The 22326-nt window shown below is 35.0% G+C and carries 19 protein-coding genes; 2 read left to right on the top strand and 17 right to left on the bottom strand.

Translation table 11 applies throughout. The features are described 5' to 3' along the window. Positions 1-60 precede the first annotated feature (60 nt). On the top strand, positions 61-438 hold the full coding sequence (locus V5J73_RS10815; protein ID WP_338645800.1) for a hypothetical protein: 378 nt from the start codon (positions 61-63) through the stop codon (positions 436-438). 131 nt (positions 439-569) lie between these two features. Here V5J73_RS10815 and V5J73_RS10810 read toward each other — a convergent pair whose 3' ends face one another. The 14 genes from V5J73_RS10810 to V5J73_RS10745 all read right to left on the bottom strand — a co-directional run bounded on the left by V5J73_RS10810 (position 570) and on the right by V5J73_RS10745 (position 19125). Further along, positions 570-2822, bottom strand: coding sequence for a TonB-dependent siderophore receptor (locus tag V5J73_RS10810; RefSeq protein WP_338645798.1), 2253 nt, complete (start codon positions 2820-2822; stop codon positions 570-572). 372 nt (positions 2823-3194) lie between these two features. Further along, the gene (locus V5J73_RS10805; protein WP_338645796.1) at positions 3195-4205 is read right to left on the bottom strand and encodes an FAD:protein FMN transferase; all 1011 of its coding nucleotides are present in this window, start codon (positions 4203-4205) and stop codon (positions 3195-3197) included. 54 nt (positions 4206-4259) lie between these two features. Beyond that, complete coding sequence (gene chrA / locus V5J73_RS10800; RefSeq protein WP_338645794.1) at positions 4260-5390, bottom strand: chromate efflux transporter; 1131 nt, start codon at positions 5388-5390, stop codon at positions 4260-4262. Next, positions 5387-5812, bottom strand: a complete 426-nt coding sequence (locus V5J73_RS10795; RefSeq protein WP_338645792.1) for a DoxX family protein — start codon at positions 5810-5812, stop codon at positions 5387-5389. The genes chrA and V5J73_RS10795 overlap by 4 nt, the downstream gene beginning before the upstream one ends. Positions 5813-6074: 262 nt before the next feature. Continuing rightward, positions 6075-8258, bottom strand: a complete 2184-nt coding sequence (locus tag V5J73_RS10790) for a PepSY domain-containing protein (RefSeq protein WP_338645790.1) — start codon at positions 8256-8258, stop codon at positions 6075-6077. 228 nt (positions 8259-8486) lie between these two features. Beyond that, a complete protein-coding gene (locus V5J73_RS10785) occupies positions 8487-8969 on the bottom strand; it encodes a DUF2271 domain-containing protein (RefSeq protein ID WP_338645788.1) in 483 nt (160 codons plus the stop codon). A 16-nt stretch (positions 8970-8985) separates the two neighbouring features. After that, entirely contained in the window at positions 8986-10479 is a 1494-nt protein-coding gene (locus V5J73_RS10780) for an ankyrin repeat domain-containing protein (RefSeq protein ID WP_338645786.1), read from the bottom strand. A 451-nt stretch (positions 10480-10930) separates the two neighbouring features. Further along, complete coding sequence (locus tag V5J73_RS10775; protein ID WP_338645784.1) at positions 10931-11410, bottom strand: DUF6265 family protein; 480 nt, start codon at positions 11408-11410, stop codon at positions 10931-10933. Positions 11411-11648: 238 nt separating this feature from the next. After that, positions 11649-13940: a DNA topoisomerase 3 gene (locus V5J73_RS10770; protein WP_338645782.1), complete on the bottom strand. Its 2292-nt coding sequence runs from the start codon at positions 13938-13940 to the stop codon at positions 11649-11651. A 762-nt stretch (positions 13941-14702) separates the two neighbouring features. Then, the gene (locus V5J73_RS10765) at positions 14703-15131 is read right to left on the bottom strand and encodes a hypothetical protein (protein WP_338645780.1); all 429 of its coding nucleotides are present in this window, start codon (positions 15129-15131) and stop codon (positions 14703-14705) included. A 154-nt stretch (positions 15132-15285) separates the two neighbouring features. Next, a complete protein-coding gene (locus tag V5J73_RS10760) occupies positions 15286-15720 on the bottom strand; it encodes a hypothetical protein (protein WP_338645778.1) in 435 nt (144 codons plus the stop codon). Between the two features lie 181 nt (positions 15721-15901). Continuing rightward, on the bottom strand, positions 15902-17023 hold the full coding sequence (locus V5J73_RS10755) for a hypothetical protein (RefSeq protein ID WP_338645776.1): 1122 nt from the start codon (positions 17021-17023) through the stop codon (positions 15902-15904). A 126-nt stretch (positions 17024-17149) separates the two neighbouring features. Then, complete coding sequence (locus V5J73_RS10750; RefSeq protein ID WP_338645774.1) at positions 17150-17869, bottom strand: SLATT domain-containing protein; 720 nt, start codon at positions 17867-17869, stop codon at positions 17150-17152. A gap of 170 nt (positions 17870-18039) precedes the next feature. Then, positions 18040-19125, bottom strand: coding sequence for a PIN domain-containing protein (locus V5J73_RS10745; protein WP_338645772.1), 1086 nt, complete (start codon positions 19123-19125; stop codon positions 18040-18042). Between the two features lie 507 nt (positions 19126-19632). Here V5J73_RS10745 and prfA point away from each other — a divergent pair. Continuing rightward, positions 19633-20709 (top strand): peptide chain release factor 1, encoded by a 1077-nt coding sequence (prfA, locus tag V5J73_RS10740; RefSeq protein WP_338645770.1) that lies wholly within the window; start codon positions 19633-19635, stop codon positions 20707-20709. A gap of 109 nt (positions 20710-20818) precedes the next feature. Here the strand turns inward: prfA and V5J73_RS10735 are convergent, their stop codons facing one another. From V5J73_RS10735 to V5J73_RS10725, 3 genes are all read right to left on the bottom strand, one after another. Next, positions 20819-21088 (bottom strand): hypothetical protein, encoded by a 270-nt coding sequence (locus V5J73_RS10735; protein ID WP_338645768.1) that lies wholly within the window; start codon positions 21086-21088, stop codon positions 20819-20821. Between the two features lie 285 nt (positions 21089-21373). Then, positions 21374-21718, bottom strand: coding sequence for a hypothetical protein (locus V5J73_RS10730; protein ID WP_338645766.1), 345 nt, complete (start codon positions 21716-21718; stop codon positions 21374-21376). Between the two features lie 12 nt (positions 21719-21730). After that, the gene (locus tag V5J73_RS10725; protein ID WP_338645764.1) at positions 21731-22267 is read right to left on the bottom strand and encodes a hypothetical protein; all 537 of its coding nucleotides are present in this window, start codon (positions 22265-22267) and stop codon (positions 21731-21733) included. Positions 22268-22326: the final 59 nt, after the last annotated feature.

The following is a 22326-nucleotide window of genomic DNA, read 5'->3' as shown; positions in this document are numbered from 1 at the left end:
TTACTGAAATATTGTTAATATGTTTGTTTCGGAATTCTCAATTAATACTTTAGTATAACAATGAAAAAAATATTTAGTCCAGCCTATAGACAACATTATTTTGAAGGATATGCAATTGGTTTAAACCCATTTTTAGAATTTAATTATGCAAAAAGGAATGAAGCTTTTATTGCTGGATTTGATTCAGGAAGATCTGATTATGAGTCAATGAACGGATGTATTACTGATGGCATTCCAGAATGTATTGTGACGAACAAAGTTCTGGAAGATTTTCTTATGGCGGGTTTGCTAGGTTTAAGTATCGACACAGATGGTTATACCACACATCAGATGAGTTTGATTGTAAAATGGTATCAAAGTGGTGTGGAAAAATATGAGCCAAATGATAGTATCTCTCTCTTTGAATTACTTGAAAAAAATGGAATTCTGATGGGTTAATGGCAGCATTGTTCCATTTATTTCCATAAAAATACCCCCAAAAAGTGAAAGACTTTTTGGGGGTATTTTTTTATTAGTATGCTAACTCTTAGCAGGAAAATACTTTCGCTTTCCTAAATAGGAGTTGAATATTAGAATTTATATTTTAAGCTTGTCAGCACTTGACGTGGTGCGATTGGATTTACGCTATAATTTTCGTGTACCGTGTAGTTCAACTCATTGGTGATATTAGATAGTTTGCACAAGATGGAAAACTTTTTCCATTCATATCCTGCAGATACATCAATAGTGCTATATCCGTCTAAAGGAACTTCTCTATCCCAAATACCATTTGGTCTAGTACTGTCATATTGATTGTTCCATCCGCCTACACGATTCCCGATGTAGTTTCCTATTGCTCCTAGAGAAATTCCTTTTAATAGTCCCGTTTGTACAGTATAGAAAAAGCTTAAATTAGCTGTATTTGCAGGAGTTCTTGCTAAACGGTCTCCTACTATTGGGCTACCGTTTAAACCTGAAGTTTTTTCATAACGCATGTCGTTATAAGAGTAACCTGCATTAATTCCTAATCCTGCAAAAGGTCTTGCAGTAACGTCTATTTCGACACCTTTACTTTTTGTTTGACCGCTTAATTCTCTCAAGTTAGTATCTATCGGATTTATGTTTAAGGTTCCGTCAGCTCTATAAATCGCAGTTTGAACTAAGTTACTATTTGTAATTTGGTACACCGTTAGATTAGTACTTAAAGCGCCTCTCCAAAAATCTTTTTTGATTCCAGCTTCGTATTGATCTATAATAGAAGGTTCTAATGGTTTTAAGTCTACTGTAGTTCCTGTGTTAGGAGTAAACGAATTCGAGTAGCTTGCAAATAATGACATGTCTTTTGTTGGCTGATATACCAATCCAATTTTTGGCGAAAAGGCATTGTCTAATCGTTTGGTTCCTTCGGTAATCGTTATCGGATTTTTAGTCAAGTTATGAGTTGTAGCTTGCGATTCTTGCCAAGACCAACGCAATCCTGCTAAAAGCTTGATTTTTTCAGTAAAGGAGATTAAATCTTGCGCATAGATCCCAAAACGCTGCGTGTCTGTAAAGACAGTTTGTGTTGATCTGGAATTTGGAATCGCTACTGTGGGAGCACTTGGATCGTATGTAAACAAATTTATTTTGTCATAAATTGTGATTACTTTGCCGCTTGCATCATAAAAAGCAAATGTGTTAGCTGTAGCCAATGAATTTTCGTAATCTACACCTGTGAATATTTGATGTTTGATACTTCCTGTTTTGAAGGTTCCTTGCAAACTCAATTGGTCTCCAAATATTTGCTCCGCATTCTCATTTTGTACTAATCCTCTATTCCAGTCACCTGGAGTTGCGTAGGTATCAAGATTTGATAACTGTGCAGTTGATTTAGATGCTCTACTATAATTCTGAAACGAGGTATTAAAATTTAATTTCCAATTGTCATTAAAGTTATGGTTTAGTAATACCGAAGCACTTGCTGATTTAGTATTTCCATTTGACCAAAGCGCTCCGTAAAAACTATTGCGAGGTAAATCTAAAATGGTTTTGCCAATAATCCCTGTTCCAAAATCTGGAGTCCAATCTGCAGTTAAATAATCACCTTGTACAGTAATTTGTGTTTTATCGGTTACATTAAAAAGAAAAGACGGATTGACATACAAACGTTCATTTTTAACTACATCTCTAAAGCTCTCGGAGTTTTCGTAAGAACCTGTAACTCGGTACGCAATATGCTTATTTAAAGGCCCGTAAAAATCAATTGATGGTTTGTAATAGGAATAACTCCCCGCTTGCATTGAAATTTCTCCTCCGCTATGGAAAGACGGGGTTTTAGTTACTAAATTTAAGATACCTCCGGGAGCAACGTTTCCGTATAATAAGGCAGAACCACCTTTTAGAAACTCTACTTTTTCTAAACCTGAAACTTCTGGTATAGAACCTGCATTATAACGGAAACCATTTTTCAACATATTATTGGCAGACATGTCATATCCTCTTGAGAAAAAAGATTCCTGAGCGCCACCACGAGCCGAACCTACGTAAACACCATTGGCATTTTTGATAACTTCACTCAAACGAATTGCTTGTTGTTGAGTGATAACTTCGGCACCAATAACTTGAACGCTTTGTGGAGTATCCATTGGTTTCAAACCGGATCGTAATGCAGAAACTGGTTTTTTCTCTTTGTTGGAAGTAATGATAACTTCTTTAAGAATGCCTCCTTTTTTGTTTTTTATAGTATCAAATTCTGACGTTGTAGTCTCTCCAAAAATTGTGTTATCAGAAGCATTTGCTGATTGTTGTGCTAAACAAGACAAACTAAATAATAGGGTTAATGTTGGGAGTAAAATATATTTCATGATTGTTTATTTGGAATAATTAAAAATAACGATGCAAATATAAAACCCTAGTTCGGATTAACAAAACTTATTTAGATTAAATATTAATAAGAAGTAAAAAGAGTTTTTAAAAAACTGAATAGTAGTTATTTATAATTGTTCTAATTTGCGATTAATACATAAGAATGGCTTTATTCGCAATCCTTTCTTGTTAAAAAAGGAGGAAATTCAGTAGTTGAAATGAAAATCGGGATACAATTGCAGCTTTAACATCACCTAAAACGATTAAAAGCATTTTAAATGGAGTCCAACAAAGTTTGATTGGTATCGTTTTCATAGGCAACTATGAAACCCAATAGAAGTTTCGAAAAAATAGTTGTTGGTAACAAGCTACTATTTTACTTTTCTTTTGAATTTTTTAATTCGGAAGTTTTTCGATCGAATGATGTTACCATTGTCTGTAATCATGATACAGCTGTATTCTGGATAGTTCTGCAGTAATTGTAGTCCTGCATTAGGACCTAAAACCATTAGTGAGGTGCTTAAACCATTAGCCGTTTCGGCATAGGGGCCAAAAACAGTAACGCTGCATAAGCCTGTTGCCGGGTAACCTGTTGCTGGATTGATAATGTGCGAATAGCGTTTGCCATCAAAAACCACAAATTTCTCATAACTGCCAGATGTGGTTACTGCTTCTTGCGATAGGGGCACTACGGCCAGCAATTTTTCAGTACGAAAAGGATTCGTAATTCCAATATTCCACGCTTTTCCATTAGGTTGTTTACCCCAAGTGCTCATATCTCCAGTACCGTTTATGATTCCGGCTTGTATACCTTTAGCAAGCATCATATTTCTACATTTATCAGTAGCGTAGCCTTCGCCAAGAGCGCCAAAACCAATTTTCATTCCTTTCAGTTTTAAAAAAATGGTGGAATTTACACTATCCAAAACAATGTTTTTGTAGCCTACTTTTTCAACTGATTTTTTGATGGCTTCCGCCGATGGCATTTCAGTCATCGAACCATCAAATTTCCAGATTCGATCCATGGCCGCAAAGCTAATGTCAAAACCGCCATTAGTTGCCTCCGAAAATCGAATGGCACGTTGGGTTAATTCAAAAACCTCTTGGTCAACTTTCACGGGCTGAATACCGGCATTCCGATTCACCTCTGAAACTTGCGAATCGGCTTTCCAGTCCGAAATTAAATTTTCAATTCGGCTAATTTCAGCAATAACGGCATCAATATTTTGTTCTGCTGCAAGCGAATCTTGATCCACAATACTAATGTCAAATCGGCCGCCCATCAGTAAGGTCGTTCTTTTGCGCAGTACTTGGGCGCCAACCGCAGTTTGTACAATAAGCGTTATCAAAAGGAAGAAAGTAGTAATCGATTTTGTTTTCATAATTTTTTTAATAACCAGAACTACCAAGCAGTATCTGCCGTTCAAATACTTTTGTTAGAGTAAAGTAAGCAGGTATCCCAAAAGTGAACCACCTACAACCACTAAGGCGCTGTTAATTTTTTTATAAGCAAAAAGAGCTAGTATACTCAAAATTGCAACCAAGAGGGTTTTCCAATCCATGATGCTATCCGCTCCCATAGACCAACAAACCGATAGAATTATTGCTACTGAAGCTACATTTACAGCATCAAGAAAAGCACCAAACAACACTGAATTTCTCATTTTGTTGACCAAAGGATTGAGCAATGCCACAAATACAAATGAAGGTAGAAAAATTCCAATAGTGGCAACAATCGCACCCGTCCAATCATTAATTTGATACCCTATAAACGTCACCGATGAAAAAACGGGTCCGGGTGTAAATTGCCCAATAGCTATGGCATCAATTAATTGTTGGCGTGTCAAAAGTCCGGTTGCAACTAACTCCGTATCCAGGAATGCAAATAAAACATAGCCGCTACCATATAGTATAGCGCCTATTTTTAAAAAAATCCAAAACAGTTTGGCATTACTGCCAGCCAATAGAGGCGTGGCGAAATTGGGTAAAGCAATCAAAGGTAAAATACTATTCCCTTTCAAGGAGCGATTGTCGTTCCAATACTTCAAAAATAAACCCACAAAACCAGCACCAAAGAGCAAGTAAATTTCGTAATAATGCAACAAAGAACCTATCAAAACTAACAAACCAATGACTGCCAAGGTCACTGTTTTCATAGACTTTTTTGCCAACGGAAAAACCGCTGCAATAATTATAGCAATAATAGCGGGTTTAATTCCGTATATAAAAGGTTGTACAGCTGGTGTTTGCCCATAGGCTTTGTAAGCCCAAGCAAAAAAAGCAGTAATGAGCACCGCAGGTGAGATAAAGCAAAGTCCAGCAACCACTAATCCCTTCCAACCGCCTTTTTCGTAGCCAATATGTATGGCCATTTCGGTGCTATTGGGACCAGGAATCAAGTTGGTAGCGCCTATTAAATCCAGAAAATGTTGCTCGCTAAACCATTTTCGTTTGGCAACCACCTCGTCCTGCATCATAGCAATATGCGCCGCAGGACCGCCAAAACCAATGATGCCCAATTTCAAAAAAAGACTTGCAATTTCGCTTAATTTTACCTTTGCATTCATTTTTTCATTAACTTTCTATCTGCTGACCATAAACCACCTCCTCGAATTAAAATAAACATACTTCCCAAAAGCATCGCCCAATCCGTTCGGCTTCCGTGTAGTAATTCCCAAAATCCTTCATTTAAGTACACTTCAGATTTTGTGGTTGCAAATGCCACTAGCATTATGATAATTAATGGAATAGTTGCTAAACGAGTTAGTAAACCGATTAGGAGTAAGACACCACAAATCACTTCAAAAGATCCTACAAAAAAACCTAAGAATTCAGGTGCTGGCAATCCAATTTTTTCAAACCTTCCTGCTCCTCGAGTAGCCGGAAAAATAAATTTTTGAAATCCTTCGGATACAAATACAATCCCCACAATGAAGCGGATTATGATAGTTGTTTTTGAGCAGTCTGTGTTAATAAGTGTTTCCTTCATTCTATAGTTTTGTGTTTTATAATACCGTAATTAAATTTTTTGCTCAACGAACAATATACAAAATTTAAATATAAACTAAAACCGAAATAATTTGGGCGTGCCCCTCCGTAAAAACTTCGGGTCGTGCTGTACGCTCCCGCTTTTTTTACTCTGCCCCAAAAACGGCATGTTAAAAAAGAGCTCCGCTGCCATCACTCACGTGGGCACAGTACTTAAAAAGACATGGGTTCCAAAAATGTAGCCAAGCGAAAGCGATTTAACTTTAATAGCAATCCGTAAGCACTTGTCCGTTTTCTTTATAAAAAGTAATACCCTTGCTAGATTGGTTCAAACAAATAGTATCGAGTACTTTTTCAACGTCTTTTTGCATCGCAAGCGATCCGCAAATTAAAATTGTACCGCCATCTTGCAACAGTTTTCCAAAAAAGGACGCATCACGCTCAATCAAATCCATTACATATTCTTGTTTGTCCTCACGCGATAGTGCCAATTGAAAACTGGTTAACTGTTTTTTTGCTAACATATCGTAGGCAAATTTTTTGTATCCAGTCACTGTTTCCGTTTCTTGGCGGAAACCACAATACAAATGCAACTTGGTTTTATTTTGGTTCTGAGCCATCATTCCCAAGAACGGTGCAATGCCGGTGCCATTTGATATCATTGCCACTTGAGCTACTTTTTTAGGAAAATGAAACGATTTGTTCTGAATAATTCGTCCTTTAAAAACGCTTCCTTTTTCTAAATCATACAAATAATTGGAGCCCAAACCTGAAGGGTGTAGTTTGACAACCAGTTGTATTTTGTCATTTACTTTTCCAATAGAGTACAAGCGTTCTTGATTGTCATTTGCTGGGTATACTGCAAGCAAATCGCCAGAGGTATGTATAGAAAAAGTACTTGTTTCTAATGTCAATAGAAAAGTATGTTCAGTTTCGGAAATCAAGGTTTTGTCGAGCACTTTTATTTTTTCTAGGTCTTTCGGCACTTCACTGTAAAGGGAAGGAGTAGTAGCTAGGTTTATACCAGTTTGGTCATTCCATAATCGAATCCATGCCACAAATTCTGTAGCCGATTTGTCGTTTACCGTTTGCATGTCCAGCACACGATTTGCCCATTTTTGTTGCGCTAATGCTTGGTCAATTTCAGTGGCATACGCACAAAAGTCAGGATACGCCATCGATCCAAATCCTACAACAGAAAACTGGATGGGTTGTTGTTGCTCTGTTTTTTGTAATCGTGATAAAAAACTTGTGGCATTCGCCGGTGCATCGCCCAAACCATGGGTAGATGTTAATACAATCAGGTGCTCTGCTTTTGGGTAGCTTGTGTACGAGTTTAATTCGCCCAAAAATACTTTTTTGCCTTGCGCTACTAATTGTTTCTGAATAGCATTTGCAAACGCAAGCGTGCTTCCATTTTCGGAACCAACAAGCAATATCAAGTCGCTTTCGGTTGCTTTGAACGTATTTTTGATTCGGCTAGCTCTTCTCTTAAGCGTCATGGCAAAACCAGAATAAATGAAAAATAAAATATTGATGCTGGCTAGTGCCAATACAATTGCCCAGATAATGCTAGAACGCCCCGTATGCAAATCTAAGTTCCATTCGGTTGCAATGGTTTGTAAAGGAAAAGGAGTCTCACTTATAATTGCTCCCGATTGTTGATTTACCTCAATTTCACTATCGTGTAGCGTGATGATGTAAAAATCTTCCGGATCGTCAGAGAAGGGGAATTCTATTTTTTTGACATCGCTTAAAAGAGTCGTTTTAAAAAAATCGATAGTGCTTTTTACAGATGTTGTCGCTGCAGTATTTGCTTCAATAGTATTTTTTTCAAGGAAAAAATTAAATTTTTCAAGTGTGAGATAGCTTCCTGAAACCGAAAGTACAATTATAGGAAGGAGTGACAAGCGCCCTAAGTACACATGATAGTATTGTACAAAATTCTCCTTTACAATTGAGGCGAACAACGCTTTAATTCCTTTTTGACGGTTGAGTAGCAACGCCAAACCTGAAATAGTAATTAGCAGCAATAAAAACGAAACAAAACCAACTATAAATCGCCCCGTTTCTTTTAGAAAAAGAGAGCGGTGAAGCGCAGTAGTCCATTGTATAAATTCGCTTTTTTGTTTGGGAGCGCCTAAAATCTTACCTGTTTTTGCATCGACATAGGCATTTACATCATTTCCATCTTGATCTAGTCCTTGCAGGTTAACAAATTGATTGTGATCTACGGTTAATTCTGTGATTTCGGGATAGGTTTTTCGTAAAATAGACAAGGTTTCTTGAAGGCTAATGGCATCAAAATCAGCAATTTTATAGGGAGGCGTTTTTTCTTGAATGGCATCAAGAGCTAGAATAACACCCGTAACGGATGCTAATACTAAGAATGCTGCAGAAAAAACGGCCAAAGCCAAGTGAGCGGAGCGCCAAAAAGAAAGTGTCATGTTGTAAAAGTATTTTTATGGACTCCAAATTTCATTTCTAAAGATGGAGTAGGATATTAGAAAGTTACTGTAAAGCCAACGAAAGGTTGACTTTACAGTGGTTTTGCGTGAGGGGTTGTAGTGGAGCTCTTTTTTAGAAAGGCTTTTAGCCTTTATAAAAAAAGCGGGAACGGAAGACCCGACCCGACTTTTTTAGAGGGTCACGCCCCAAATGTAAGTAATTTTGTTTTAAATCTTGTTCAAGCGCACATAGCGAATGTAGTTTTTACCCTCGGTTTTTGCAGCTATTCCTTCAGTTGTTAATGGAATCTCAAGATCAGCAGTGTGGTATTTTTGATCTTCTACCGATGTTTCAAAACGCAGCTTAAAACCTTTGTTGATTTTAGCATCTTCAATTTCGATAGTGGTAATGCTACGGTCGCCGCCCGTTACGGATGCACCAGTTTTAGCACTGATGTTTTCAGATTTTTTAGAGTAGAATTTATGCCATTCTTTAATGGTTTTGTACCATTTTTTATCGTCGCCCATGACGTATAAGGTTTTTACGTATTCGCCTTTGGCATTGACTAATGACACTACGATATACGCGCCTTCTCCCATGTAATTAGACATTTGCAACATGCATTTGTATTTGCTTGTTTGGGCTGTAGCCGATGCGGATATGAGGAATAAAAAGGCAATAGAAAGGCTGATTTTTAAGAGTGATTTCATGTGTTGATGCTATTTTTTATTTTAAAAAGTCTAAAGAAATTTTGTTTTGAATTAACGACTCGTTTTCTTGTGCCAAGGCATACGGACTTTCGTCAAAATCAGTTAGAATATCTTTTTTGGCACCGATAGAAAGTAGGTATTTCAAGATAGTGTCGTCCTTAGCAATGAGGGCTGCTTTGTGTAAAGCGGTTAAGCCATCTTTGTTTTTGGTATTTGGATCGATTTTTAAAGCAGCTAATTTTTGTAACAAGGAAAGGTCATTTTTGATTACGGCAAAATGCAATAAAGTGTTGCCGTCTTTTTGAGCAGTTGCCAAATTAAGGCCTTTTTCTTGTAAAAGTTTCGTTTTAATTTCAAACGGATCAGCAGAAGTGGCAGCGCCACGAGGAGCAGGTCGGTAGGATTGTACCAAATAATACCCTAGGTTATTATTGTCCTTGTCAAGTACATTTACGTCAGCGCCTTTGTTCAGTAAGGCAGTAATAGCCTCAGGTGTTCCAACTTTTATGGCCATTGTCAGCGCTGATTCGCCTTTGGCATTTTTAGCATTTATATTTTTGGATACTCCTAAAAATAAGTCCAAAGCAGTGTTGTCGCGAGCAGTAGCCGCGATCATTAAAGGTGTAGTACCTTCGGTTGTTGCTGCATTTACATCTACGCCTTGCGCTAGGAAATAGTTGATAATTTCTGTTTGGTTGGGTTTATTAGCCAAATAATGCAAGACATTTTCGCCCAATTTGTTAGTAGTAGTAGCTTTAATTTTTAGAGTTTCGACTAAGTATTTAAAAGTTTCCAATGAAGTAGTTTCGCGTCGCGTACCTTGTGCAGCAAACAATAAAGCGTTGTTGGTATATTTAACGCCTTTGTCTAAAATTGCTTGTAAAAGCGCGGTATTTCCTGATTTTGCTGCATAGTCAAAAGCGGTGTTTCCATCTGTATCTGTGTCTTTTAATGACAAACCTTTTGTTGTGAAATAGTTGGTAAGACTTAAATTTTTATCGGAAGCGATAGACATTAATAAAAGTGTCACTCCGTCTTTGTATTTTTTCTTTGGGTCGGCACCAGCTTTAAAAAAAGCATCATAAAGTGCAGTGTTGTTTTGACCACCGATTGCTGCAAAAGTCAAAGGCGTTTCTCCTTTACTATCTTCAAGGTTGATATCTGATTTTTTTTTGATGAGGTATTCAACTAGTGCTACATTTCCTTTATTGGAAGCCCAATGCAGATAAATTCGGCTATCATGTGTTATTTTAGTCACTTCATTTCCAGGTTGATCTAATAAAAACTGAATTGTAGCCAAAGGTGCGTCATTGTTGATGGCCATTACGGTTGCATCAAAAGCATTTGAAGTAGCTGCAGCTGGGTTGTTTCCTTTTGTAATTTCAGCTTCTACTGTTGTTACAGTTGGCGCTGATTTCCAGAAGGCCTGTTCTAAAAGACTGTTTTTTTGTTGGGCGTTCATCCATGCAGTAGCGCACAGAGCAAGCGATAAGAATAGATTTTTTTTCATAATTGTTATCAGGCTTCTCATGTAGTATGAGAAAGTATGTTGTTATTTAGATTAAATAAGAATAGTGCAAATGTAAAAATTAAAATGATATCTCAAGCAAATAATGCACCAATAATCACATTTTTTTTAACGGTGTAAGCTGTTTATTTTGCTTTTATCTCTAATATGAATGCAATTGTTAACTACTCATTTGGATATCAAAATCAGTAAAAGGTTTAATATTCTGACCTTAATTTTCTTGATTAAGTATTGGTGTTGTTTTAGTTAGTTATTGTTTTGGTTTTGCTTTTTTTGTTTCATCCACAAAAAAGGTAACAGCTTTTTGTGTTGGCTTTTAATAAGCAAACTGCACTGGAAAGCAATTGTTTTTTTGTTAATCTTCCTTTTTTGAGTACAAAAAAACCTTGCATATTTAGAGCAAGGTTTTGATTATAACCGAAATGTTAAATTTTTATTTGATTTTTTTCATCGAAAACTGTTCTGAACTTGGTTTTCCTTGTTGGATTCCCGAAATTTTAGCTACCAAGCTGTCTGGAGTAATTTGAGTATAACTAATTTTTTGTGGATAATCATGTTTTGGATTTTCAAAAACTAATTGTTTTTCTGTTGCAGTTGTCAGTTTGAAATCAACAGGCTTGTCGTCATTTTGTCCTTTTACGATAGCAGAATAGATTAATTGTTCTCCTTTTTGTTGTAAAGTTATGGTTTCAAAGTGAATGGTGTCTTTCTCTTTAATAAAATAAGAAGTAGCTTGAAAAGTGCTGTCGTTTGCTTTTTCCCAATTTTCCGTTAGATTGCCATCCGGAGATTTGTTTTCCCAATTACCCAAAAGCCAATTGGCAGCTTTTATTTTTTCTTTTTCTTTTACATCCGATTTTTTACAGGAAACTATGGTAAGTAAAAGCACTATAAATATAGTTTTTTGAAACATAAGCTTACATTTTATGTGGTTATTTATATTGAGCTAAAGTATGAAAAAATAGAATAGTGTATTTTTTTAATTTCACAGAGATACGCAAAGAATAATTTATTAAATTTTGTAAATCTCTGTGTTGCCTTTGTGTCACTTTGCGAAATAGCTTTATTGGGACTAAAATTCGTGAAATTGCCTTGTCTGTTCGCTATCGTTCGGGTCGTGTTAACTCTTTTAATGCGTTTGTCTTGAATTCTTAACTACTTTCTTTCAAAATAGTACAAACCAATTCCTTTGTAGGTTTTTGATCTTTTAAATTCGCTCTGACTACATCAAAAGTCACTTTAAAATCGCAGCCTGATTTATACTGACTGCAACCATAAGCCGTTTTTCCTTTTAATACGGTTCCCTTCTGGCATTTCGGACAAGTTAATTCGTCCGGTATGGCTTTCGCCAAAGTTTTTTTCGGTTCCAATTTGAGTTTGAAATTTTCATCAAAGCGAAGCAAACCTTCCACAACGCCTGCATCCGTTTTAAAGTCCTTCAAGTTTACGGTAGATCCTTTTTGAAGCAATCGCATGTATTGATTCTCGGATATTTTTTTCTCTGAAAAAGTGTAAGGCAATAAAAATGTGCAACCCGCTTTATAATCAGAACAGCCAAACGAAGATTTTCCTTTGATAAGTGTTCCTTTTTTACATTTCGGACAGACTTCCGCCAAAATTCCGGCTGCTTTCTTTTTCTCGACTTTTACCACTTCTTTTTGAACACTTCCTGCATGCGAAATATTGGCGCGTCTCGTTTCACTTCGGACTTCATACACCAAAGTTTCAACCATGTGTTTCATGTTCTTAATAAATGAACCCGCGGTAAACGTTCCTTTTTCAATATCTTTCAGTTGCTTTTCCCAAGAACCGGTCAGTTCAGCCGACTTGACCAACTCATTTTGAATCGTATCAATCAGTTGAATCCCTGTAGGTGTTGGCAAAACTTGTTTTTTGTTTCTTACGATGTATTGGCGTCTGAAAAGCGTTTCAATAATATTAGCACGTGTGGAAGGACGACCAATGCCGTTTTCCTTCATCAATTCGCGTAGATCCTCATCATCGACTTGCTTGCCGGCGGTTTCCATGGCACGCAATAAAGTCGCTTCGGTAAACTGATTGGGTGGTTTGGTTTCCTTTTCCAAGAACGAAGGTTGGTGCGGTCCTTTTTCGCCAACAACAAAACTCGGTAATATATCGGCTTCTTTTTCTTTGGCGTTTGGGTCTTCGAAGACTACGCGAAAACCTTTTTTCAAGATTTCCTTTCCGGTGGTTTTAAAATGTACATCCGCCGCTTTCCCAATAACTGTGGTATTAGCAACCAAACAATCGTCATAAAACACGGCAATAAATCGCTTTGTAATAATATCATACACTTGCTGCTGATTGTATTGCAAATTGCTTTGAATCCCCGTTGGAATAATGGCGTGGTGATCCGTTACTTTTTTATCGTTGAAAACTTTGGGCGATTTTTTTATCTTTTTTTCCAAAAGCGGTTGTGTCAACGCCGCATAATTAGTCAGGTTTTTTAGAATCCCAGGTACTTTTGGATAGACATCATTTGGTAAAAACGTGGTGTCAACTCTCGGGTACGTAACTACTTTTTGTTCGTATAAAGTCTGTACAATTTTTAGCGTTTCATCTGCCGTAAAGCCAAATTTGGTATTGCAATACACTTGTAGACCGGTTAAGTCAAACAGTTTGGGAGCATATTCGTTTCCGTTTTTTTTATCGACCGAAACAATTTCGAACTCACTTTCTTTGACTTTATTGGCCAAAATTTCACCATCTTCTTTCTTCAAAAAACGACCCTCTTCGTAGCTGAAAAGTGTCTCTCGATACAAGGTTTGTAATTCCCAATACGGTTGCGGTTTGAAATTCTCAATTTCTTTGAATCGGTCCACGACCATCGCCAATGTTGGGGTTTGCACCCTTCCAATAGACAAAACTTGTTTGTACCCGCCGTGTTTTACAGTGTACAATCGCGTGGCGTTCATTCCTAATAACCAGTCTCCAATGGCTCTGGAAAATCCGGCGTAGTATAAATTATCGTAGTTGGCAGATGGTTTCAAGTTCTGGAAACCCTCTTTTATGGCTTCAGTGGTTAGGGACGAAATCCACAAGCGTTGTACCTCGCCTTTGTACTGCGCTTCGTTCATCACCCAACGCTGAATGAGTTCTCCTTCTTGTCCAGCATCGCCACAATTAATGACCAACTCGGCTTTGTCAAACAAACTTTTTATGATTCGGAATTGCTTTTGGATTCCCGAATTTTCCACCACTTTGGTTTCAAATTTCTCGGGAAGCATGGGTAAGTTGTTCAAATCCCAACTTTTCCAGTGTGGTTTGTAATCATTCGGTTCTTTCAAGGTACACAAATGCCCAAAGGTATACGTTACTTGATACCCATTGCCTTCAAAATACCCGTCGTGCTTGGTATTGGCTCCTAAAACGGATGCGATTTCTCTGGCGACACTTGGTTTTTCTGCAATACAGACCTTCATTTTCTCCTACTGATTTAAGGGTGCAAATTAGGAATTTAGAAATTGGTTTTAAAAAGAAATCGGAAGGAGTTATGAACGGTTGTGTTATTTTTTTGGAGCTGAACGAATGTTTTTTTCAAGGACGAATCGTCCTGCTGTCCGCTGTATCCACGCCAAAAAGCGTGGGATGCCGCTACCATCAGGGCTAAAATTTCGTTTTGTTTTCATGATAACGAAAGAAAATACCGTAGAGGACTTCGCGTATTCTCATTGACTAATAATTTTTTAGGGTAATTTAAAAATGTGGTTTAAATACAACAAAAAATATAAAAAATTGTTGTTTAAAAACAACAAAAAGCACCTAAAAATGTTGTTTGTATTTAACAATTTAATAAAAAGTACACTTTCGAAATAGGAGGCAAAAACAAAACCAGAAAACAAATTATCGATATCCCAGATTCATACATTGCCAAAGATATGATAGAAATAGGGTATGGGACTATAATTCCAGTTTGGTTGTTTGGATTTATGTATTAGTGTAGCATGTTTGTGTTTGGATTTTTTGGTTAAGCAATTATAATATTTAATTGCGTGCTGTGCGAAGTCCCCCGACTTCGTACCTATTATTATATGCCATTGTTATTTTAGCAACCTTTATTTTCCTGTGTTTGTAGATTGTTGGAATAGTTTCGAAGTCAGTAAACTTTGCAGGGTATTCACGATTATATTTTGCTATTACAACTTATTCACACCTTGCAGAGCTGGGTACGCTATTATACAGATTTATATTTTAAAAACATCCAGTCTTTGCATCCAGGGAATTTCTGATTCAACAAACGTAAGTTTGGTCTTGATGATGCGGTCACTTTTATCTCTGGGATTTTTAGTGACAAATCTCGCCTTGGATGTATTGAAATCCAACGTATATTTTTCATCAAAGTCTTCTTGTTTGTTCGAAGAAAAAGTAATCACATTATCTTTAGCAGTCCATCTCCCTTTTCCGTATTTATTTACTTCAGTTGGTATTCCGTTTTTAATTTTAGAATAATAATGAAATAAGAATGTTCCATCCTGATTTAAGGTTAATTTATAGTCGAACATATCATTTTCTGTCGTATTAAGTGTGCGATTGTAATCACCGGCAAATTCATTCGATTGTGCGAATGTTGTAAGGTTGAACAATACAAGTAATGTGGTTAGTAGTAATTTCATTGGTTTGGTTTGTTTAATGGGTTCGTACTTATTTGCTGCTTTTGGTTTATTTGTTAGCGATAGGCTTACGTCATTGTGAGGAACGAAGCAATCCCATCCAGTTTGTCTATTATTTTATTTGCTCCTTGTTGTGGGCACAGTTTGCAAAACTGAGCTAACGATTGAGGTTATTCGCGTGGCTGAGATTTTCTGAATTGGATCCTTGCTTTTTATTTACCACAACTATTTTTGTAGTTTTTACTGTGTAAAATAGAATAACTATTCCAGCAATAATATTTATAGATATTAACGAATAATATTGAAACCAACTTGAGTTTATTCCGTAATTGAAATTCTTTATTATTCCTTGTATTAATTGAATTAACGAAAAAAGAAGCAAAAATAGAATTGTCCAAATTATGATTCCAATTTTCGCGAATTTATGTTTGGCCAAAATAAAAACTAAAAGCAAAAACTGCAATATCATTGGTGTAATACCAATTGATTCATTATAATAAAAAGTTCTAAAAATTGTCTTCAGTAATAAGCCCCCAACAATTAAAATAATTGCCCAGTAGAAATATTTATTTTTAAATTCTGTTTCTTTCATTTCGATGTTTTTTAATACTGTAGCACTTGAATTGATTGATAGCGTTCTGGCGCTTGACGAGATTAGGTCTAAATTAAACCCTATTTCCGGATTTGCGAAATCATCACAAATTCAAAATTAACTTCCCATTAAGTCAATTGCCCAAATCCGTTGTAGTAGCTTTTAGGCGTTCGTTTTTTTCTTAAGGATTCTCTTTCTTCAGTTCCATTTGAATAGTGTCTTTATTGAAAATCATTTCCCATTGCATTGATTTATCTTTAAATTTCGAAATCTGAACAGGAATTGTGTCTGGTTTTTCAGGATTTATTTCGTACGATATTACCTTTAAACTGTTTTCATTATCGTCATAATTATACTTCATAAATATTGACGTACTGTCAACGTACATAGTGGGGTTAGGACAAAATAACAATTTTCCACGTTCTTCAAAATAAATTATTTTCCAAGCTAAAGTATCTTTTTCCCAAGCTTTTTCGGAAACTATTTCACCATTACGTGCCATTTTTTCTACTTTCCATTTACCGAAATATTTCTGTGATTTCCGTACATCATAACTATAATAGAATACAAACAAAAATGGAATCAATATGCACAAAATACGCATTGATTTGCGCAATGTGTTATTTCCAATAGAAGGTAATGTGCTTTTATAACGCCTAAAAAAATCTACTATTTCTTCTTTTCTTTCCAATGATAAATATGATAGTCCAAATACCATAATTATTGATATGAAAGTAGTAAGTGGACCAATTCCATAAAATATATTAATTAATAGAATATTAAATTGAACTGGTAAGAGTGTTATTACTCCCAACAATGTGGTGCGTCTAAATAATAAAAGAATACTTCCTATTATTTGAAATAAACCAATAATGACTGTTAGAAAATATGAATGCCCATAATATTTCCAAGTTAGTTCTTGACCTGTTAATGTATGAACTAATGAATCTTCAATATGATAGGAAAATGCAAAATTGACATCAAATAATTTTTCAAAACCAAATGTAGAAATATAAAAAGCAAGCCAATAGCGCAAAATAGTAGTAAGCCAGATGTAGTACTTTTTAGAATCAATTAAATTATTTTTTTCTTTATAATGCCAATAAAATGATAATCCAATTGAAAAAACAATTCCAGTAATCAAAGATGTCATTCCAATTGGTACTATGTATTTATTCAGTTTATAAGGGAAAAGTGGTAAAATAATATGAAGGACTGAGTCGACTCCACCCACGATTGATAAAAAACTTAAAGTAAATTTTGAAATCCATTTTGTTTTATTCTCTATTTCATTTGAACTCATAGGCTAATTTTAATTTATAATGTCTTTATTTTTGTTTGTGTTCACGAGCGGGACGCTCACGCCAGCGGGGGCACAGAATACAATTCTGCGCTAACGATTGTTGACATCCGTTGGATCGGGTTGCAGTTACTCTTTGGATTGAAGTGTTTCAAACAAATTCATTACTAAAAATATTATAATTGGTCCATACATAAACAAATGATATTTGAAATGAACTCTCCAGTAATATTCAATTTTAGTTAGTAATCTATCTAAAAAATTCAATTTGAAATATGATGGCTTTGTTAACTGAAATTTCGCATAATCTATTGGTTTATGATTTTCATTTCGTTTTAAAATTTTATCATAATCAATACTTATGTTTTTAAGAATATCTTTTTTCATTGGATTATTATTTTCATATGTTTTCACATATCTAAGTTTATCATATAATTCAGAAATGTCTAATGCACAATTATGATATCGTTCGGATTTTAAATTGAAGTTTTCGGAACTTTCTAATTGACTAAATAATAAAATCAGAACAGAGAATGCCATTGATGTAAAATTAACTTGCTCGTCAGTTAATGAGAACATCCAAAACTTTAGATTATAAACATTTACAAGTCCAACAATAATCAAATATGCTGATAAATAACCTACGGTTTGACCAGAAAGTCTATGAAGAATTTCATTTCTATGACTCGCAGCAAATCTAGTACCTTTAGTTGACCACAATTTATAATTAAGCTCAACTTCAAAATCTTTTTGCAAATATGGTGGAATCTGAGGAATCTTATTTTTTAACTTTTTAATTCTTTTTGCTCGCTGGATTTTTTTCCAATAAAGTAGAAACTGTTTTATCATGAATGTCGTTATTTTTTTTGTAATTGCTCCAACGTTATGTTAATGCAGTATATTTGGTATTAAATTAAGCCCATTTTTCGGATTTGCCAAATCATCCAAATACAAAACTATTTTCAAATTAAGCCTAATGCCCAAATTGCTTGTAGCGAGTGTTAACCGTAGTGATTTTATTACTCAAACATTTCGTTTTCTGCTTCATAAGCAATATCAGATTCATTTGGAATACTTGTATATGTGCAATTTATTGAAACATTTGCATCTTCTGGTTTTTCTCCATCTTCAAAATATGCTTCTAATGATATTTCTGCTGTTTGCGTATTTTGCATTTCAATCTGTCTAGTTGCTTTTTCAATGAAATAATATTTATCATCTTCTTTATCATAGCTACTAAATGTATAATCATCATAAGTAACTTGTGCCGTAAAACTTATATCATAATCTAATTGGAAAATATATTCTCCTGAAGACGAATTTTCTTCAACTAATAATGCTTCATAAAGAATAGTTTCTACTATTTTAACATCAGTTATTTCAATTTCAAAACCAATGTCATCATTTATTTTTTCGATAAATGCCTCATTAATTTTCTCAATTATGTTTTCTCGATTAATTTCGAATATTTTAGTAATCCATAAAGTTTCATCTGTTTGATATTGCTTGTTAATTTTATCAAGCATTATCTTTATGTTTGGAATTGTAATGATTTCACTTGATACGTAACTTTTAAAATCTGCATCATCACTTATTACATAGATTTGCTCATTTTCTTTTTTACACCAATTTTCAATTGCTGATAATACAATTGCATCTGGAAATTCATATTTTTTTTTCCCTAAACTAAAAGGTGGTTTTTGATTAAAATAATTATTTACAACATCTGTTATATTAGCAAGTTCGAAAGCTATAAACTTAATTTTTCCCTCCTTTATGAAATTTTCTAATTCAATCGAAAGTTCATCAAAATTTAAATTAACTTCTAATTTTGGTAAATCGATATACGGTTTGAAATTTTGTAAATTTTTTAAAATTTTACCTTTATTTGAAATTGTTTTTTTGAAATTATTAATCTCTTGTTGAGCATTCATTAAATTTTCTTTAATGTTGCTTTGTATTTCGTTTTTTGTAATTTCAGTCAAATATAAATTCACGGTTTCTGAATTTCCAAATTCAGCCAAACGCTGTAAATTTTTATTTTGAAAAAAATTATTCGAAACAAAAACCTCGGTATCTATAAATATATTTCTTGTTTTAAGCATTTTGGTTTTTTATCATTACGGCTAACTTTTAAAAAGGTCTGACGATGTTCGCCTTATCACCCCTAAATCGGGTCGCTTTGTCTGAAAAATGTCAGAGTTTAGTTATTTTCAAATATATAACTTTCTTCCGAAAATACTGATAAAAAATTATCAAGTTTAAATCTCAATTCAAAACTAACTTCTTTCGTTTCAGTAATATTATAGAAAAACGTAAACACAATTAGTTTAACCCAAACGCCTAGCCCTGATGGAAGGGAAAATCCTTTTTTGATAAAATGCGAAGCAAGTTTTATTAAAAAAGATTAGAATGACAGCAGGAAACAGCTCCTGAAAAAGAGTTTAATTGTTTAAAAGTTTAACGTTTAAAGTTTCTACTCATGTACCATTTGTTTTACTGATGACTTAGCGTTCCTTAAGTTATCAATTGATAAGTAATACGCCAAAAACGAGCCTTGCAAACTGAATAGTTTTTTCGTATTTTTGCACTCCAATAAAAGGAATAAGAAAATGTTAGATAGACTTCAAATAGTAAAACAACGTTTCGACGAGATTTCGGATTTAATTATTCAGCCGGATGTAATCTCGGATCAGAAGCGTTATGTGCAATTGAATCAAGAGTACAAAAGTTTAAAAGCTTTGGCCGAAAAGCGCGATGAATACGTTATTTTGATGGCGAATATTGATGAAGCAAACGAAATTATAGCTGATAACAGTGACGCTGATATGACCGAAATGGCGAAAATGCAACTGGAAGAAGCAAAGGAAAGATTACCGGAATTAGAGGAAGAAATCAAGTTTATGTTGATTCCTAAAGACCCGGAAGATGCTAAAAATGTTATGGTGGAGATTCGTGCCGGAACGGGTGGGGATGAAGCGAGTATTTTTGCAGGGGATTTGTTTCGTATGTACACGAAATATTGTGAAAATAGAGGATGGAGAACATCTGTGGTGGATATGAATGAAGGAACTTCAGGTGGTTTCAAAGAGGTGATTTTTGAAGTTACTGGTGAAGATGTGTACGGAACTTTGAAGTTTGAAGCGGGTGTTCACCGTGTGCAACGCGTACCGCAAACGGAAACGCAAGGACGTGTGCACACATCAGCAGCGACTGTTATGGTATTGCCAGAAGCAGAGGAATTTGATGTTCAAATCGATATGAACGATGTGCGTGTGGATTTCTTTTGTTCGTCAGGACCTGGTGGACAATCCGTAAATACAACCAAATCAGCGGTTCGTTTGACGCACATTCCAACCGGATTAGTGGCGCAATGTCAGGATCAAAAATCACAACACAAGAATAAAGATAAGGCTTTTGGCGTTTTGCGTTCCCGTTTATACGAGCAGGAATTAGCCAAAAAACAAGCGGAAGATGCTACGAAACGTACGTCTCAGGTAAGTTCTGGTGACCGTTCGGCTAAAATTCGTACGTACAATTACGCACAAGGTCGTGTAACGGATCACCGTGTAGGTTTGACGTTGTACGATTTAGGAAATATCATGAATGGTGACATTCAGAAAATTGTTGACGAATTGCAATTGGTGAACAACATGGAGAAACTGAAAGAAGCCAGCGAGGTATTTTAAATAAAAAAAGTGAAATTCGTTTCACTTTTTTTTGCATTACTCGGGACCTCAAAGGGAAATGTATTTTTATAAAAATAAGCTATTGAAGCCTATATTTAGTTTTTGAAAACTATTTGTAGGCTTCAATTATTCTATAGGTAACCAAGTCACTTGTACCCATTAGTTTGATTGTTTTTAGTGCTTGGGCTTCTGACAATGCATAGCCACTTGCTGAACCTGTAGTCGTGTTTACTTCCCAGAAATAAACTGTTTTGTCTGTTGATTGGCTGATTGCAATTTTTTGTTTTTTTGAAATTACAGTTTGATCAATTTTTTCGTTAGTGTTTGCAAACAAAATTGTTGTTGCAAGTAAAGATGCTGATAAGATAAAGTTTTTCATGTTTTTTATTTTTACGTTGTTTTATTAACACTGCAAAGATGGGATGACCTTGGATTTTATTTGTTATATAAATTTTTAATTTTCTTGTATAATTCACTTCTATTGGTTTGAAAATCAACTTATTTTTAAGTAACAATACTGTTTTTAGTTCGGTGTTGTTAATCTATTGGTCTGCGGATTTTGAAGCCAGCAAGGCAGGTTTTGTATGGAATTGCGATGCTATCAAAACAAAAAACCAGCGAAAATTACTTTTCGCTGGTTTTTTGTTTTAATAACGAACCTATTTTATTGTGTTGTAAGGTTTGCTTCAATAAGAATTCCTTTTTGTCGCCGAATTGAATTCATAAAAGCTTCGTATTTAGCTGTCGCCGAATCGATTTTGGCATCAAATGCTGCAGTATCTTCTAAAACATCAAGTGTGCTATTAAGTTCAGTAGCTTGTTTTTCAAAGTGCTTTTCAATAATAGACCAGTTTGCAGCTGCATCGGCCGTAGTTTTATTTGTAACGGAATCAATAAAGCGAACATATTTAGTAGTAACTATTTCGGCTTTTTTTTCTTGTTCACTTTGACAAGAAGTGAAAGTGATTGTTGTGAAAAGAAAAACATATAGTAGTATTGAATTTTTCATTTTAGATTTATGTTACAATTTGAAACCATACGCAATTCGAAGAGATAGTTGTCCTAAACCATCTTTGACAACGTCATTTTTAATTACAGGAAAGTCATTAAAATGTTCGTATCTTAAACTGATGTCTATTTTTTCAGTAGCATATCCAATTGCTGGACTTAACAATAAAGAGGTTTTATTATATTCATTTGTCACTGCAAATGCGGCACCTACTTCTCCCATTAAATACAATTGGTCTTTGAGTACAAAAGCTTTGAAACCAGCTTTGGCAGGAATATAACCCAAATCATTGTTATCACCTGACACAAACATATTACTGAATCCTGTGGTTAGAGTTAACGAATATTTTTTAGATAAATCGTATTGGAGTCTTGCATCGGCACCCAAACTGAAATCGTACGGATTGTCAAGAGGAAGTCCTGCGTTGATACCAAATCCAAGACGAAATCCTTGATCATAATTTTGTACCTCTTGCGCGTTTGTCGTCGCTATTCCTAATACAATAGCTAACGTAGTAAATACTGTTTTGATATTGAATGTATTTTCCATAATGATATATTTTGAGTATTCTATTTTTTAAATAATTTTCTAAAACACTTTCCGTTTCA

The organism is Flavobacterium sp. KS-LB2, assembly GCF_036895565.1.
Lineage (GTDB): Bacteria > Bacteroidota > Bacteroidia > Flavobacteriales > Flavobacteriaceae > Flavobacterium.
This window is presented reverse-complemented; position numbering and strand designations above follow the sequence as displayed.